Source organism: Sphingomonas sp. UYP23 (genome assembly GCF_054059235.1).
Genome location: NZ_JBSSBX010000001.1, coordinates 1,546,662 through 1,560,756 on the forward strand (window position 1 = coordinate 1,546,662; position 14,095 = coordinate 1,560,756).

Annotated in this window: 16 protein-coding genes; 1 reads left to right on the forward strand and 15 read right to left on the reverse strand. The window is 65.7% G+C overall.

The window, feature by feature from the left end:
* Positions 1-16 precede the first annotated feature (16 nt).
* The 15 genes from ACVWYO_RS07715 to ACVWYO_RS07785 all read right to left on the reverse strand — a co-directional run bounded on the left by ACVWYO_RS07715 (position 17) and on the right by ACVWYO_RS07785 (position 12,245).
* Positions 17-1,006 carry a lipocalin-like domain-containing protein gene (locus ACVWYO_RS07715; protein WP_457349596.1) on the reverse strand — a complete coding sequence of 330 codons (990 nt, stop codon included), beginning with the start codon at positions 1,004-1,006 and terminating at the stop codon, positions 17-19.
* A 74-nt stretch (positions 1,007-1,080) separates the two neighbouring features.
* Complete coding sequence (locus ACVWYO_RS07720) at positions 1,081-3,609, reverse strand: FtsX-like permease family protein (RefSeq protein ID WP_457349598.1); 2,529 nt, start codon at positions 3,607-3,609, stop codon at positions 1,081-1,083.
* Positions 3,599-4,267: an ABC transporter ATP-binding protein gene (locus ACVWYO_RS07725; RefSeq protein ID WP_457349600.1), complete on the reverse strand. Its 669-nt coding sequence runs from the start codon at positions 4,265-4,267 to the stop codon at positions 3,599-3,601. The genes ACVWYO_RS07720 and ACVWYO_RS07725 overlap by 11 nt, the downstream gene beginning before the upstream one ends.
* A 159-nt stretch (positions 4,268-4,426) precedes the next feature.
* Entirely contained in the window at positions 4,427-4,627 is a 201-nt protein-coding gene (locus ACVWYO_RS07730; RefSeq protein WP_457349602.1) for a hypothetical protein, read from the reverse strand.
* A gap of 58 nt (positions 4,628-4,685) precedes the next feature.
* Positions 4,686-5,045: a hypothetical protein gene (locus ACVWYO_RS07735; RefSeq protein ID WP_457349604.1), complete on the reverse strand. Its 360-nt coding sequence runs from the start codon at positions 5,043-5,045 to the stop codon at positions 4,686-4,688.
* Positions 5,046-5,195: 150 nt separating this feature from the next.
* On the reverse strand, positions 5,196-5,687 hold the full coding sequence (locus tag ACVWYO_RS07740; protein WP_457349605.1) for a TspO/MBR family protein: 492 nt from the start codon (positions 5,685-5,687) through the stop codon (positions 5,196-5,198).
* 43 nt (positions 5,688-5,730) lie between these two features.
* A complete protein-coding gene (locus ACVWYO_RS07745) occupies positions 5,731-5,976 on the reverse strand; it encodes a glutaredoxin domain-containing protein (protein ID WP_457349607.1) in 246 nt (81 codons plus the stop codon).
* A 342-nt stretch (positions 5,977-6,318) separates the two neighbouring features.
* Positions 6,319-8,268: a PAS domain-containing sensor histidine kinase gene (locus ACVWYO_RS07750; protein ID WP_457349609.1), complete on the reverse strand. Its 1,950-nt coding sequence runs from the start codon at positions 8,266-8,268 to the stop codon at positions 6,319-6,321.
* Positions 8,265-8,669 (reverse strand): response regulator transcription factor, encoded by a 405-nt coding sequence (locus ACVWYO_RS07755; protein ID WP_457349611.1) that lies wholly within the window; start codon positions 8,667-8,669, stop codon positions 8,265-8,267. The genes ACVWYO_RS07750 and ACVWYO_RS07755 overlap by 4 nt, the downstream gene beginning before the upstream one ends.
* A 73-nt stretch (positions 8,670-8,742) precedes the next feature.
* Positions 8,743-9,246 (reverse strand): hypothetical protein, encoded by a 504-nt coding sequence (locus ACVWYO_RS07760; protein ID WP_457349613.1) that lies wholly within the window; start codon positions 9,244-9,246, stop codon positions 8,743-8,745.
* A gap of 132 nt (positions 9,247-9,378) precedes the next feature.
* The gene (locus ACVWYO_RS07765; protein ID WP_457349023.1) at positions 9,379-9,603 is read right to left on the reverse strand and encodes a hypothetical protein; all 225 of its coding nucleotides are present in this window, start codon (positions 9,601-9,603) and stop codon (positions 9,379-9,381) included.
* Positions 9,603-11,249 carry an IS66 family transposase gene (gene tnpC, locus ACVWYO_RS07770; RefSeq protein ID WP_457354909.1) on the reverse strand — a complete coding sequence of 549 codons (1,647 nt, stop codon included), beginning with the start codon at positions 11,247-11,249 and terminating at the stop codon, positions 9,603-9,605. Before tnpC ends, ACVWYO_RS07765 begins: the two co-directional genes overlap by 1 nt.
* 49 nt (positions 11,250-11,298) lie before the next feature.
* Positions 11,299-11,640: an IS66 family insertion sequence element accessory protein TnpB gene (tnpB, locus tag ACVWYO_RS07775; protein WP_457349022.1), complete on the reverse strand. Its 342-nt coding sequence runs from the start codon at positions 11,638-11,640 to the stop codon at positions 11,299-11,301.
* Positions 11,637-11,978: an IS66-like element accessory protein TnpA gene (tnpA, locus tag ACVWYO_RS07780; RefSeq protein ID WP_457349615.1), complete on the reverse strand. Its 342-nt coding sequence runs from the start codon at positions 11,976-11,978 to the stop codon at positions 11,637-11,639. The genes tnpB and tnpA overlap by 4 nt, the downstream gene beginning before the upstream one ends.
* A gap of 42 nt (positions 11,979-12,020) precedes the next feature.
* Positions 12,021-12,245: a hypothetical protein gene (locus ACVWYO_RS07785; RefSeq protein WP_457349617.1), complete on the reverse strand. Its 225-nt coding sequence runs from the start codon at positions 12,243-12,245 to the stop codon at positions 12,021-12,023.
* An 808-nt stretch (positions 12,246-13,053) separates the two neighbouring features.
* Between ACVWYO_RS07785 and ACVWYO_RS07790 the strand changes: the two genes are divergently transcribed.
* Entirely contained in the window at positions 13,054-13,986 is a 933-nt protein-coding gene (locus ACVWYO_RS07790) for an IS5 family transposase (RefSeq protein ID WP_457348219.1), read from the forward strand.
* Positions 13,987-14,095: the final 109 nt, after the last annotated feature.

The window sequence follows — 14,095 nt, forward strand, 5'->3', positions numbered from 1 at the left end:
AGGATACCCCACGCATTCACATCGCCAGTGGCCGATTGTATCCGGTGAGTTCGAGGTATCCTCGTCCACCACGCGTCCGAACTGCACCTTCCCAGTATATTGGGAGACCGCTCCGTCGAGCGTCCAGTTCCTGCGCGGCGAACAGCGGGACGAGCGGCCAGCGGTGCACGCCATCGGGCAGGCTCACGACCAGCTCCTGAGACACCGGATAGACCGCGCCGGTCGCCGGGCTGCGCCACCGCTGCAGGGTTCGGAACGCGACGTCACCCGGTGCCAGGATCACAGTCGTGCCATCCGGGCGGCGCAATGTTCCACCCGCCCACAGCGTTTCGCCCGACTTGCGTCGGATGCGGAACGCCATGAGCGCGCTGCCGTCGTCGAAATTGAGACCGGTCCAGTCCCAGCCCTGCGCGTCGGTCTGCAGATAGTTCGAGGACCATTCCCGGTCCAGCCACGCCTCGCCCGTCACCGCGACCGGACGGCCGCCGCGCGTAACCTGTCCCGACACCTTCAAATGCGGAATCGAGTAGTAATAGCTCGCCGCCTGCGGTTGCGGGCCCTTGCGGCTATAGCCCCCCTTGCCTTCCAACATCGGCGGCTGCGTCGGCGCGAAGGCGAGCGACAAGGTGAAGTCCTTCGCCACAATGTGCGTTGCCCATCGCCCGTCAGGCAACCGCCGCAGCCGCCAGTCGCGAATTGCGACGTCTCCGTCGCCGGTGCGCGCACCAGCCAGCCCGAACCCGGCCCGCGCCGAGCGCTCGCCGTGCACAAGCCTCCCAAGCCTCGGATCGGACAGTGCGGCGTGAGCGAACATCACCTGACCCGGCGCGAAGCGACTCGGATTGGCTGGATCGACCAGCGGCCGGGTGCGGAAGAAGGTGACTTGGAAACCGAGGTCGGCGCCGTCGGCCGTACGCAGCCAGCCGGTGACGTACCACCATTCGGTCCGGAACGCCGGGTGAGCGCCGTGGTCGCGCGGGAAGCGCAGAACGATACCGGGTCTCACCGCGGGATATGGAAGGGGCGCCGAAGGCAGAAGGGCAAAGGACGCTAGGAGCCCGACGAACCGGGACACCCGCATTACCAGTCCTCCCGGACGGATTGCACAGCGCTACGCGATGTCGCGCGCCGTCCGGCCAGCACCGCGGTCACCGCCGCCGCCCCGGTCAGTGCCGCCGCGACCGCCACCAGCGTTCCCACCGGCACGCGCGTGTCCATCGTCCAGTTGAACGACTGCGGGTTGATGACGTGGATCAGCACCTGCGACAGCACCAGTCCGAGGCCGATCCCGGCGAGCGCGCCGGTCAGCCCGACGATCGCGCCTTCCGTCGCGAGCATCGCGCTCAACTGGCCGCGCGTCAGCCCAAGGTGGCGCAACATGCCGAACTCGCGTTCGCGCGCCAGCGTCTGCGCCGACATGGTCGCCGCGACGCCGGCCAGGCCAACGAGGATCGCCACGGCTTCGAGCAGGTAGGTCACGGCGAAGCTGCGATCGAACAGCGTGAGCGCGAACCGCCGGAGCGTCGCGGGCTGCGTGATGTCGAGCTGCGTCCGAAGCGTCATCGGCAATCGCTCGCGAAGCATGCGCGCAACCACGGTCGCGTCGCTCCCTTTCCTGATCGTCGCCGACGCCTCGTCACGCCCCTGGTCGCCGGTGAGCCGCTGATAGTCGGTCTCGTCCACCAGCACCGCTCCGCCCTGACGTGCATAGTCGCGCCACACGCCCGCGACCGCGAAACGCGTGCCACCCGCGATCGGCAACCGGATAGTGGCACCCGGGTTCCAGCCGTAGAGCCGCTGCGCCGGCTCCGAGACCCAGACCGGCAGGACGTCCGCAGGCATGGAGGCTGCGCGCGAGATCAACACGAACTGCGGATCCTCGCCCCCGCGCTGCGGCCGTGCGATCAGCGTGACCGGAGGTCGTTCGGGCGTGATCGTCAAGGGCAGCTGCCGGCCAAAGGCCAGCCGGGCCACTCCGGGTGTCGCCGCAAGCCGCGCCCGCGTAGCGGCGTCGAAGCTCGCTCCGACGTCCGCGCGCATGTACAGGTCGGCGCTTAGGACCTGCCCGAGCCAATCGTCGACCGCACCGCGGAAGCTCGTCACCATCGTCGCCATCGCGATCATCAACGCGGTCGATGCTACGATCCCACACAGGGCGGTCGCCGCCTCTCCGGGCGCGCCGTGGAGATGGCGGATCGCAAGCTGGCGCGGGACATCCCTGCCGGATCGTCGCGCAAGCGGACCCAGCAGAATCCGGGCGAACCATGGCACGCCGGCGATCCCGCCCGCCAGGAGGAGTGCCATCCCGGCGAACCCGAACAAGGGAAGGTGCGCGACCGGCGGGAGCAACGCGACCAGGACGCCAGCTATGATGAGCGCCGCCGCGGGCCACCATGCCACCGGTGTGCGCGGATCGATCACGTCGCCCGCGTTCTTGAGCGCGGCCGCGGGCGCTGCGCGCGCAGCGAGGCGCGCCGGCACCGCACTCCCGACGATCGCGGCCAGCAGACCGATCGCGAAGAAGCCGATCGCGGCAACAGGCTGGAACACCACGCCGCCTCCTGCGCCACGGAAGTAGCCGGCCCCGAGGTCGCCCCCGAACCAGTGCAATGCGCTCCAGGCAAGGCCATACCCCGCAGCCAGTCCCAGCGCCGATCCCACCGTCCCGATCACGAGCCCCTCCACGACGATCGCCGCAACCACGCCACTGCGAGGCATGCCGAGCGTCCGAAGCAGGGCGAAGGCGCGCTGACGACGAGCGACAGAGAGCGATTGGGCCGAATAGACCAGGAACCCTCCGGTCAGCAGCGCGACCAGCGCAAGCATGTCGAGGTTCACGCGGTATGCGCGCGACAAGGCGTCGCCCTGCATGCTCTGCGCCTGCGCCGTGGCGAGCTTGGCGTCGGCGGGCAGAAGAGCCGGGAGCGATGCGTCTACTGCTGTGCGATCGGCAACCTTCAGGTCGAGACGATCCAGTCGGCCGAGCCGGTCGAACCGCCACTGGGCGGCACCGATGTCCATCACCGCCACGGTAGCGACTTCGTCGGTGGCGGGCAGCGTGCCCGCGATCCGCAGCGCCACCGTCCGTCCGTTCGCCGTCACGCTGACAACGCTTCCGACCGTAGCGCCGCTTTGCGCCAGCGCCGCGCGCGACACGAATATGGCAGCTTCATCGAAGGCCGCGGTGCCGTCCGCGCCGGGGCTATGCGGTGGGACGCCAATCAGTGTCGGGGTGACCGCCGCCGCCCGCAGCACATCCAGGCCAAGAAGGGTCAATCGTGTCTTGCCGATCCGGGCGTCCAGCTGGACGACGGGGCTCGCGTCCTCCACGCCTGCCGCCGTCGCCACACGCGGATAGAGCCGCTCGTCGAAACCGAGGCGGCTGGTCGCCTTCACAGACAGATCCGCGTTCCCGTTGACGCCACGGATGGCGCCGTCGAACGAGGCGAGCGCCGAGCCGTTGACGAGATGCACCGCGAACCCGAGCGCGACACCGACGGCGATCGCGACCGCGGTCATCAGGAAGCGTGCGGGATGGAATCGCCACTCCCCGCCGATCAGCCAGCCGAGCGCAAGCCGCCCGGACCATAGGCCGGGGTCAGCGCGCACGTCGCTCCGCCAGGCCCCCGGCGGTGAGCGTCAGCACGCGGTCGGCGATTGCGGCGGTCGCTTGGGAATGGGTGACCATCACCGTGGCGGCTCCTCGCCTGCGTGCGGCGTCCGCAAACAGCGCCAGCACACGTGCCGCCGTCTCGGGATCCAGATTGCCGGTCGGCTCGTCGGCCAGGATCAACGCGGGGCGGTGCACCAGCGCACGCGCGATTGCCACGCGTTGAAGCTCACCGCCCGACAGGTCGCGTGCGTATCCCGCGCCCCGCCCACCAAGTCCAACCGCGTCCAGCATCGTCTCCGCCTCGACCTGTGCCGCGTCGTTGTCTGGCGCCACGAGCGCCAACGGAAGCGCCACGTTCTGGCTGAGCGTCAGGTACGGGAGGATGTGGAAGGCTTGGAAGACGAAGCCGATGCGCTCTCTTCGAAGGCGCGTCCTTGCCGTCTCGCCGAGCTCTCCCAGCAGGACGCCGTCGACCGCCACGCTTCCCGCATCCGCATCGTCCAGCCCCGCGAGAATGTTGAGCAGAGTCGATTTTCCAACGCCCGACTCCCCGATGATCGCGACCACTTCGCCGGCGCCGAGGGCGAGATCAAGTCCCTCGAACAGGACACGAGGGCCTGGGACTCTCTTAGATAGGCCGGCGACTTTCAGCATTGGTGTCTCAATCATTGTCGCGTCTCGCAGATCGCGCGCGCCGCGGGAACGTCACGGCGATCCCGACACTTACCACCGGTCGACAAAGGCTTCGACATCAACCGGCGTAGATACGCGAGCCTTGAGTATGCGAGGGCAACGAGTGCCAGAAGCCGTCTTCTATTCGCCGCCCTGCACCGATAGGTCGCCGGTCGACACGTCGTCCATCTGGTCGTTCTTGACGTCCGCAGTAGGACCTCCTGCGGCATCGTCCATTGGGGGTTGCTCTGGAGGGATGATCTGCTCGATCGACACGTCGATTGCGTCGGCGTCGATCGGCATGTCCGACGTGGCGCCTGTCTGGCTGCAGTCGTCTGTCATGGAATGTCTCCTTTTCCTCGTTCTTGAACGCCCCTGCCGCGATAAGGAGCCGCCGCTTCTAATGCCCCCCCTCCACCCAGGGAACGCCCGCATCGCGGAACGCGTCGGCGAGCGCAGCCTCGATATCAAGCGATTCCCATCCTATGATCGGATTGAGATGTGCGACGAGATCCGGCAACAGACGAACGCCGAAGCGTCGCGCCGCGCCGCTCGCCTTGTAGCCCGCCTTGTGTTGATCAAAGCGCCAATCCGGATCGCGTGAGGTCTGCCCGACATACAGCCCCGAGCGGCCCGCCCCGCGCAGGTCGTGCAGCAGGATCACGTAGACGTGATGGTGCGCGTTGGGGTTGCCGACCGTCATTGCGCCCAAGCTGCATGCTGCCGATTTCGCGCGCTGCATCCAGACCGGATCCGTCACGCTAGCATCACCGTGCTTCGGTGACAGGAAGGACGGCTGGTCTCGGCAGGCGACTTGTCGGACAGGACGCTGTTGCGAAGTGGATAAGGGCATCTGAGGTTTCGCTCTTCCAGACGACCTGGCGATCGCCTGGGATCGCCAAAGGGCTGATCATAGTCCGTCGGACCTACCCTGGTTGCGCCGCCAGACCTGCTCGGCGAGAAGGGTCGCGAACCCGAGCCAAGCCACGAACGGCACGGCGGCCACCGCCGCAGGTCGATCGACCTTGGACGCCACGGCGACGTAGCCGGCACCGGTCGCAAGCATCACGCCCGATCCGATCGCGCTGGCGCCAAGTCGTCTCTCTCCGAAGAAGATCTGGGTCCAGCCACCAACCATCGCCGTCGTGACCAGCCACAGGCCCACTGCGGTGTCGCGGCGCGCGGTCCGCGGCGCGCGCAAAAGCCGATATCCGCCGAACGCCAGACCGCTCTCCATCACGGGCCAGGCCGCACCGAAAACAGGATCGGGCGGCGTGAAGGCGGGCTTGTCCAAACGCTTGTACCAGCGTTGGATGTTTGGATGGAGCGGGCCGGGCGAGTTGCGCTTGGCCACGATGGCGCTGGCACCCATCGCGATCGCAACGGCCCCGAATGCGGCCAATCGAGACAAGCCTCCAGGGCGGGTAGGCGAGCGCAATACGTGCTCAGGCCTGCTCGAGAAAACGTTCGAGATCGTCACTGCCGCCCACCCGCTCGCCGTCGATGAAGACCTGCGGGGTCGTGTCGACGCCGTGCTTCTCCTCGAACGCGTCCACCTCGTCGCGCGAGTGCAGGATGTGCTCCTCCACCGAATACCCGGCCTCGTCCAGCATGCGCTTGGCCTCGACGCCGAACGGACAGACGTGTTCGGGCAGCACCATCCGATACAGGATCGCGGTTTTGTCGGCCATGATGCGTCTCCTCGGACTGGAGTATCCGTGCCGCTTAAGCGAGCGAGCGGCAGGAGCGTTCCGCATCGGTCCTCCGTCGGACGCAACTTCGCTGCGGCGACCCGACAGCGGGACAACGGAACTGTTTGAGGGGCCGCGGCGACAGCTTCTTCCTCGGTGTCGGCAAAATCTGACGAAGGGATTATCGATCTCAAGCAGTTGCTGCAGGTTGATGGCAAGAATGGTTCGTTGTCCATGATCAGTACGTCGCTCACAGAAAGAGCTTCATGATTGCTGCCCCTATTGCCGGCGCCGAAGTTCTTGCAGACCTATGTTCGGGGGGCTGACAGCGCCTGCGCGACCTCAACTCGCCAGCGGCAGGCGCATCTCCACGATCGCGCCGCCCTCCTCATGATTGCCAATGCGGACGGTGCCGCCGTGGGCTTCCACGGCCGAGCGGCATATCGCCAGGCCGAGGCCCATGCCGCCGCGCTTGGTGCTGGCGAACGCCTCCAGCGCATTCTCGATGATCTCAGGGGCGAAGCCTGGACCATTGTCGCGCGCCGTTATGATCGCCGTCTGGCCTTCCACGCTGGAGGAGATCGTGAGCATACGCGCGCCCTCGGCGCCTTGCAGCGCCTGAAGCGCGTTCGTCGCCAAGTTGACCAGCGCCTGTTGAAGCAGGAGCCGGTCGCCCATCACATGTGAATCGGCGCCGTCCAGATCGAGCAGGAGCTCGGTCCGGTTGTCCAGCACCTCGAGGCGCACCAGCCGGGCTGCGTCCTTGATCATCTCGTCAATCCCGATCGGCAGGTCCTCGCGCTCCGATCGGCTGAGAAGGCGTCTTACGCCCTTCACGATGTCCCCTGCGTGGGCGGCAGCCGCCGCGACCTCCGCAAGCGCGTTCATCGCCTGGCGGATGTGATCCGGGCCGCGGGTGAGCCACCGCTGCGCTGCCTCCACGTTGGCCCGGATCGCCGCGAGGGGCTGGTTGACCTCATGTGCGATCGTTCCCGATACCTCGCCGATTGAGGTGATCCGCATCGCGTGTTCCAGATCGGATCGCGTCCGGGCGAGATCGTCGCTTACCTGCTTGTGCTCGGTCAGATCCACCATGCTGCACTGGATGTGGTCGTTCGCCTCGCCTTCATGCGGGAAGTGGAGCGTTATCCTCAGCGAAAGCGACGCCCCCTCCGGACCGGGCGCTGTGACCTCGCGCTCGAACAGAATGTCGCCGGTCTCAAGGGCCAGCAGGCACGACCGCAGATCCTCGTCGCTGAGTGGCAAGAAGTTGCAATACCGGTCGAGGAAGCGATCTCGGCATTGCAACCCCATCAGAACAAGGGCTTTTGGATTGGCGTTCACGACGCGGATCCTGCTCCGCACATACTTCAGGAAGACGGCGTCATCGGCAAGATGTCTGCTCAGATCAGACACGCCGCTCGCACGCGCTTCATCGAGCATGGTCCGGACCTCGGTGAAGTCGAATTCCAGCACTGCCACCGCCAAGGTGTGGAAGATGCTGCGGTATCGCCGCTCGCTCTTGTCGAGCGCACGGTCCGCCGCCCGCCGTTCCGTGATGTCGGTGCTAATCTCCAGTATACCCCATGGCGCGCCCGTGTCGTCGCGTTGCAGCGTCCACCGCGACGACACGGTCAGGAGCGTCCCGTCGGTGCGGGTCTGCTGGATCTCTCCGTTCCAGTACCCGTCATGTTCGAGCATGTCGTCGATCTGTTTGCGAGGCACATCGAACCGGCTGTCCAGCATATCGTGATGCCGTGTTCCCATGACGACCGAGCGCGGCGCCCCGTACAGTCTCGCTGCGCCCTGGTTCCACAATAGGACGTGTCCCTCGGGATCGCGGAGGACGATCGCGTCCGCGGCCTGGTCGAGCAGATGCGCCTGAGCCTCGTGTCGCTGCCGCGTGTCGAGGTTGTGGATTAGCAGCGATGTCGTGACCACGATCGCCAGAACGCTGAACGAGACCCTGAGCAGAGCGGATGGATCGGCGACCAGCGAGTGGTCAGCGAGGAAGCTCACCACCGTAAGGACGACGCAGATGCCGCTGAGGCGCAGGATCTCGAACTTGCTCGGGCTCGTGCCGACGGCGACGAGCACTAGGATGTAGAGGACGGCGATAGCGCTCGACAGCGAGGTAAACGTGTCGAGCGCGAAGATACCGAGCGCCGCCGCCGTCGCGCATGTCCAGCGGAGCCGCGCGTATCGATCGTCGCCACGATGGTGCCGCCCATCCTGCCACCGCCCCGTGCGACGACGGGCCTGCAGATCCTGCCATTTCGCCGACAGGCTCACACGGCCTGCTCCGGCGGACCGACGATCTGCGCTATCAGCTCGATCAGCCCATCGACGTCGCAGGGCTTTTCCAGAAACGCCCGCGCACCCGCATTCAGTGCACGCTTGCGCAGGCGCTCCTCGGCGAAAGCCGTCATTACCACGAAGGGCATGTCGGGGGCGACGTCGATTAGCGCGCGCTGCAGTTCGAGACCTGACATGCCAGGCATCTGCAGATCGGAGATCACGCACCCGAATCGCGACAGATCCTCCTCCAGCAGCGAACGGCCGCTGTCGAAGACCTGCGCCTGATAGCCTAGCGATTCGACGAGATTGCCCATGGCGCGGCGGACCGACGCGTCGTCATCGACGATGGCGATGCGCTGCGGCTGGCCTTGACCTGGATCGATCGGAGCGGACATTGGCTTTGACCTTTGGTGGGTTGGCTCGATCTCTTGCGGCAGCGCTGCCGACAGGCGACAAACCTTCCGAATCTCAGACGCGAGCCGGAGTGGCGCGCAGGGATTGTAACTCCGGTATCCTTCGGGCGACCCGGGCCGGGCGGCGCTGGACCGATACCTCGACCGCGGCTCGATCGAGGCTTGCGAGGAGCAGCGCGTGGTGCGCTGTCGAGAAGCCGGCCTCGATGAACCGGTCCCAATCTATCGCGCGCAGTTCGAGGTTGTGGTTGGCCAGCACCGCGCTCTGGCGCAGGATCTCCAGGCACGGGTCGGCGAGCGCCGCGTTTGACTGGGATCCGAACAGCGAACCTAGTGCCAGCGCGAGGCGGCTCGGTTCGCGCAGGGTCGACAGACCGTCGCGTTGGGCGATCGCGATGACCAGCCATTCGATGGGGGTGAACGTCGCGGCCGCCTGAACGGTTTCGGCGCACGGGGAGGACGTCGGCCATGCAGCGGGTTGGGAGGAGCTTGCCATGTCATTGTCCTCGATATGGCTATGGATCGTTGTTTCGCGGAATTGGCGTGACAGGTTGCGCATCAGCGGTTCCGATTGAAGGTTCGCGCGGCCCGATCGGGCGCCCTGCGGTACGTTCCGCCAAATCTTGCGATTATGCTGACGACCGCCAGTCCGAGCGTATCCATCCGGCGAAGGCCGCGCAGCCAAGCTATCTTACATAAGCTGCGAGCGTCGTTCATCGAGCATTTCGTTGAGGCGATCGAGGCCCCAACGAGTGAACGCGGTGACGGACTCGGCTGTTTCGTCGAGGCTGTCGATGATGCTGAGGCAGCCGTCCTCGGGTGACATTTGTTCGGCCAGTTCCTCAATGAGATCGAGATCAACACAGAGTCGGAGTGCGGCGTAGCGACTGGTGAACACCATGGACGGGGCGGCCATCAGGCGGCTTTTGCGACCTGGTTCGAGGGTGACCAGTTCCAGGGAAGGAGTTCGTCGAGCCGGGCGGCGGGATGATCGGCGATACGGGCGAGGACGTCGGCGAGCCATGCCTGCGGATCGACGTTGCTGAGCCGCGCGGTCTGGATGAGGGTGTAGAGGATCGCGGCACGCTGCCCGCCACGATCGGAACCGCAGAACAGCCACGCTTTGCGGCCGAGCGGGATGCAGCGAAGCGTACGCTCGGCGGCGTTGTTGGAGAGGCAGACCCGGCCATCGTCGAGGAACCGGGTGAACGCACCCCAGCGCCGCAGCATGTAGTTGATCGCCTTGGCGAGGTCGTGGTTGCGCGACAACGTCGCGTGTTGGGCGGTGAGCCAGGCCTGAAGCTCGTTCATTACCGGCGCGCTGCGCTGCTGCCGCGCGGCCAGGCGATCGGCGGGAGGCTTGCCGTTGATCTCACGCTCGATGTCGAACAGGGTATCGAGCCGTCGCACCGCCTCAAGCGCGATCGGGTAGATCATGCCGGCGTGTTCGCCGCGGCTCTTCTTGCGAGCGGCACCCGCGACATCGGCGAGCTCGAAGAACTTGCGCCGGGCGTGCGCGAAGCAACCAGCCTCGCGCACTGAACCGGGCAAGCGCCCGTCTCGATACAGCGCACCATAGCCACCATAAGCGTCGGCTTGCAGGATCCCGGACCAGGTCGCGAGATGCGCCTGGGGATGTTCGCCGCGTCGGTCGCGTGAGTAATGGAACAGTGCTGCCGGCGGATCGGCACCGGCGAACGGCCGATCATCGCGGACGTACACCCACAATCGACCGACATCGGTCTTGACCTTGGCCATGACCGGCACGGTCGTATCGTCGCCGTGCAGCCGCTCGGCGGCGAGGACATGCGCCTCGATCCGCTTGTAAAGCGGCGTGAGCGCAAAGGCGGCCGCGCCGACCTGATCGGCGAGCGTGGAGACGCTGAGCGGCACGCCTTCGCGGGCGAACCGTTCGGCCTGGCGGTTCAGCGGCTGGTGCTGCCCGTACTTCTCGAACAAGAGCATCGCGAGAAAGCTGGGTCCGGCCCACCCGCGCGGCACGACATGGAACGGTGCCGGCGGTTGGGTGATCTTCTCACAGTCCCGACAGGCGACCTTCTCGCGCACGGTCTGAATGACCTTCCACGCGCGCGGGATCACCTCGAGCGTCTCGGTCACATCTTCGCCGAGCTTCGACAGGCGCGTGCCACCGCAGGCCGCGCACGCGCACGGCGCTGCGATGACCACGCGCTCGCGCGGCAGATGGGAGGGGAATGGCTGGCGCGCCGGTCGCTTGCGCTCGAACGAGGCGACGCTGGTCGCCTTGGCGGCGGCGACTTCGGCGACGAGGCCGTCCGTGCCGGCGTCCGCTTCAAGGTCCTCGAGTTGCAGCTCCATCTGCTCGAGCAGACGGCGGCTGCGCTCGGCGCTTGGGCCGTACTGTTCACGCCTGAGCCTGGCGATCTGCAGCTTGAGGTGCGCGATCATCGCCTGGGTCGCGCTCTCGCGCGCCGCGGCGGTGGCAAGGCGCGCCTCGGCCTCGTCGGCGCGCTGGATCGTTGCAGCAAGCAGCGCCTTGAGCGCTGCGATATCATCCGGAAGAGGCGAAATGACGGCTTCCACGACGGAGAGTGAATCATCCTCCACGCCCTCATGCAAGCCGCAAAATGCGCTATCCCGCGCTCGCCGGGCGCCAGCTATGCTGCGGATTACGCCAGTCTATCCCGTCGAGCAGGCAGGCCAGCTGCGAGCGCGTCAAGGACACCACGCCATCCTTCGCCGAGGGCCAGATGAAGCGGCCGCGCTCGATCCGCTTGGAGTAGAGCGATGCGCCGATCCCGTCGTGCCAGATGATCTTCACCAACGATCCGGCACGGCCTCGGAACACGTACAGGTCGCCGCCATGCGGATCGCGGCCCAGACCTTGCTGCACGAGCAGCGCCAGACCCTGCATCCCCTTGCGCATATCGGTGTGGCCCATCGCGATCCACACCCGTGCATCCGACGGGATCATCGCATCGCCTTCAAGGCCGCCGCCGCCAGAGCCGGTGACGCTGAAGCAAAGATCTTCAGCCGCCCGCCATCGGGCAGATCGAAAACGGCAGCGACAACGGGCTCGCACACTTGCTGGGGTCGCTCATCCACCAGCACCGCCGGCACGAAGGCCGGGTCCGCCTGGCGCCGCATCACTTGCCGCCACTCGTAGATCTGGCTGCGGGCAACGTCATGGCGCCGCGCCACGTCGCAGACCCGCGCGCCCGACTGAAACGCCTCTGCGACAATCTGCTCGCGCTGCTCATCGCTCCAGCGACGGCGACGCTCCGGTCCCGCCAGTATCGTTACCTGCACCATGATCGAAACCGACGTCCTTACGTGCGACTGTAAGGACGTCCTCTAGCTCCAGCTCACAATCAGCAAGGCGGCCCCCGCCGGATGGCTACGTCCGAGCACGATCGCGGTGATCTCAACGTCGCCGAGCAGCATGTTCAGGAAGTGCCAGATCAGGACCGAAGTCGGTACTGCGAGCACCACAAGGGATAGTATCAACCGGGCCAGTCGGTCGCGGCGCGCGGCGGCGCGGGAAGCAAGCAGTCGATGGTCTCGTCTTGGAATGCGCATGATGCACCTCGGCTTTCGTCAAGGTGTATCCCGCGTCTCGGGTCCCGCAGCTATCGGACGGTGATGTGATCGGGTTAAACCAAGGTATGACAGCTGACGGCGTTGGCCATTTGGATGCGAGCAGGGCCGGAGCCAGTACTCTGGGGCAGGCACGGCGAAGGCGCCATCGCGCCCGTCGTTTCCGGCAGAAGCGGTCGTCCTCGAGTTAGCTCCCGATTCCGACCGGGGACGGTCCTATCGAGATACATAGGCGCATCGCGCGTGTTGATGCCGCGACAAAGGGGCGCGAGGGAGGCGGTCAAGCGACAGGCGCCAAGGCTGCGAGAGTTGGACGGCCGTGGCGTTTCGAATGGAATTCGGCAGTTCGGGCAACGTCGTGCGGCTAGATTTCCTGCCGGCTTATCTCTGCTCGCGCTTCATCATGTCTCCGGACTAAAATCCCTAACCCAGTTCGCTTTTCTAAATCGATCGAGACAGGAGCGGCGACGGCCGACTCTGCCACGCGGAACCGGGCTGGAACCGAGCTTCAGCATGCGGCTCTACCGCGAGCCTGAACCGGATGGTGTTACGAGCCATCGGGACCTCATCTGCTCGTCACGAAGCTCGGCCGCATATCGATGCAGGAGTTCCCTCGACATGTCATCGCTGACCGTCTCGACGATGCGCGTAACGCGAGCGCGCTCCAATTCCAGAAATACTTCGCGCGGCACGCTTGCCTCCGTTCCTGTGACCCCCCGATCGGATTGGCTTTGTTGCAAAACTGATGGCGGGGATTCACGCAGGGAATCGAGCGGTATAGATAGGCGTAATGCCCAAACCTGCCGCACCTGTGTATCGTACGACGAACTGGCCTGAGTATAATGCGGCGCTGAAGCGGCGTGGGTCGCTGGAAATATGGTTTGATCCGGAGATGCACTGGCTTTCGAAGCCGTGTGGTCGCCCTGGTCGCCCGATGCGGTTTTCAGACAGCGCGATAGAGCTGTGCCTGACGCTGAAGACGCTGTTCAACCTGCCTTTGCGGCAAGTGACGGGGTTGGTTTCGAGCCTGATCAAAATGGCGGGGCTGGATTGGTCGGTGCCGGATTATACGACGCTGTGCCGACGGCAGAAGACGTTGAAGGTCAACCTCGGCGGGCGGATCAGCTCGGGCGGACTGCACCTGCTGGTCGACAGCACCGGGATCAAAATGACGGGAGAAGGCGAGTGGAAGACGCGCAAACACGGACCGTCCTACCGTCGCCAGTGGCGCAAGGTGCATCTCGGGATTGATGCTGGGACGCTGGATATCCGGGCCATTGAGGTCACGACGAATGCCATTGGTGACGCACCGACGCTGCCCGTTCTCCTGGCGCAAATTCCCGGAGACGAGCGGATACTCAGCGTCGGCGGAGATGGCGCTTATGATACCAGGGACTGCCATGCCGCTATTGCCGGGCGCGGTGCCGATGCGGTCATCCCGGTCCGCCGCAACGGGCAACCATGGGCAGAAGGCGGTCCCGGCGTCGATGCACGCAATGGAGCGCTACGCGCGACAAAGCGGCTTGGTCGCGCAATCTGGAAAAAGTGGAGCGGCTATCATCGCCGCAGTCTGGTCGAGACCAAAATGCACTGCTTCAAACTCCTGGGCCAGCGCGTTGTCGCCCGCACCTTCGATCGTCAGATTACCGAGCTCAAAGTCCGTGCTGCAATTCTCAATCGGTTCTCCGAAATAGGAACGCCGGTGACCGTCCGCATCCAATAACATCTTCAAGTAAAACGTCGGTCATGCTCTCGCGTAATTATGCAACAAAGCCTGTCTCACGTGAGATCGGACATTCCCTTCGGGGCAATGCGCCAGGGGCGCCGCCGGT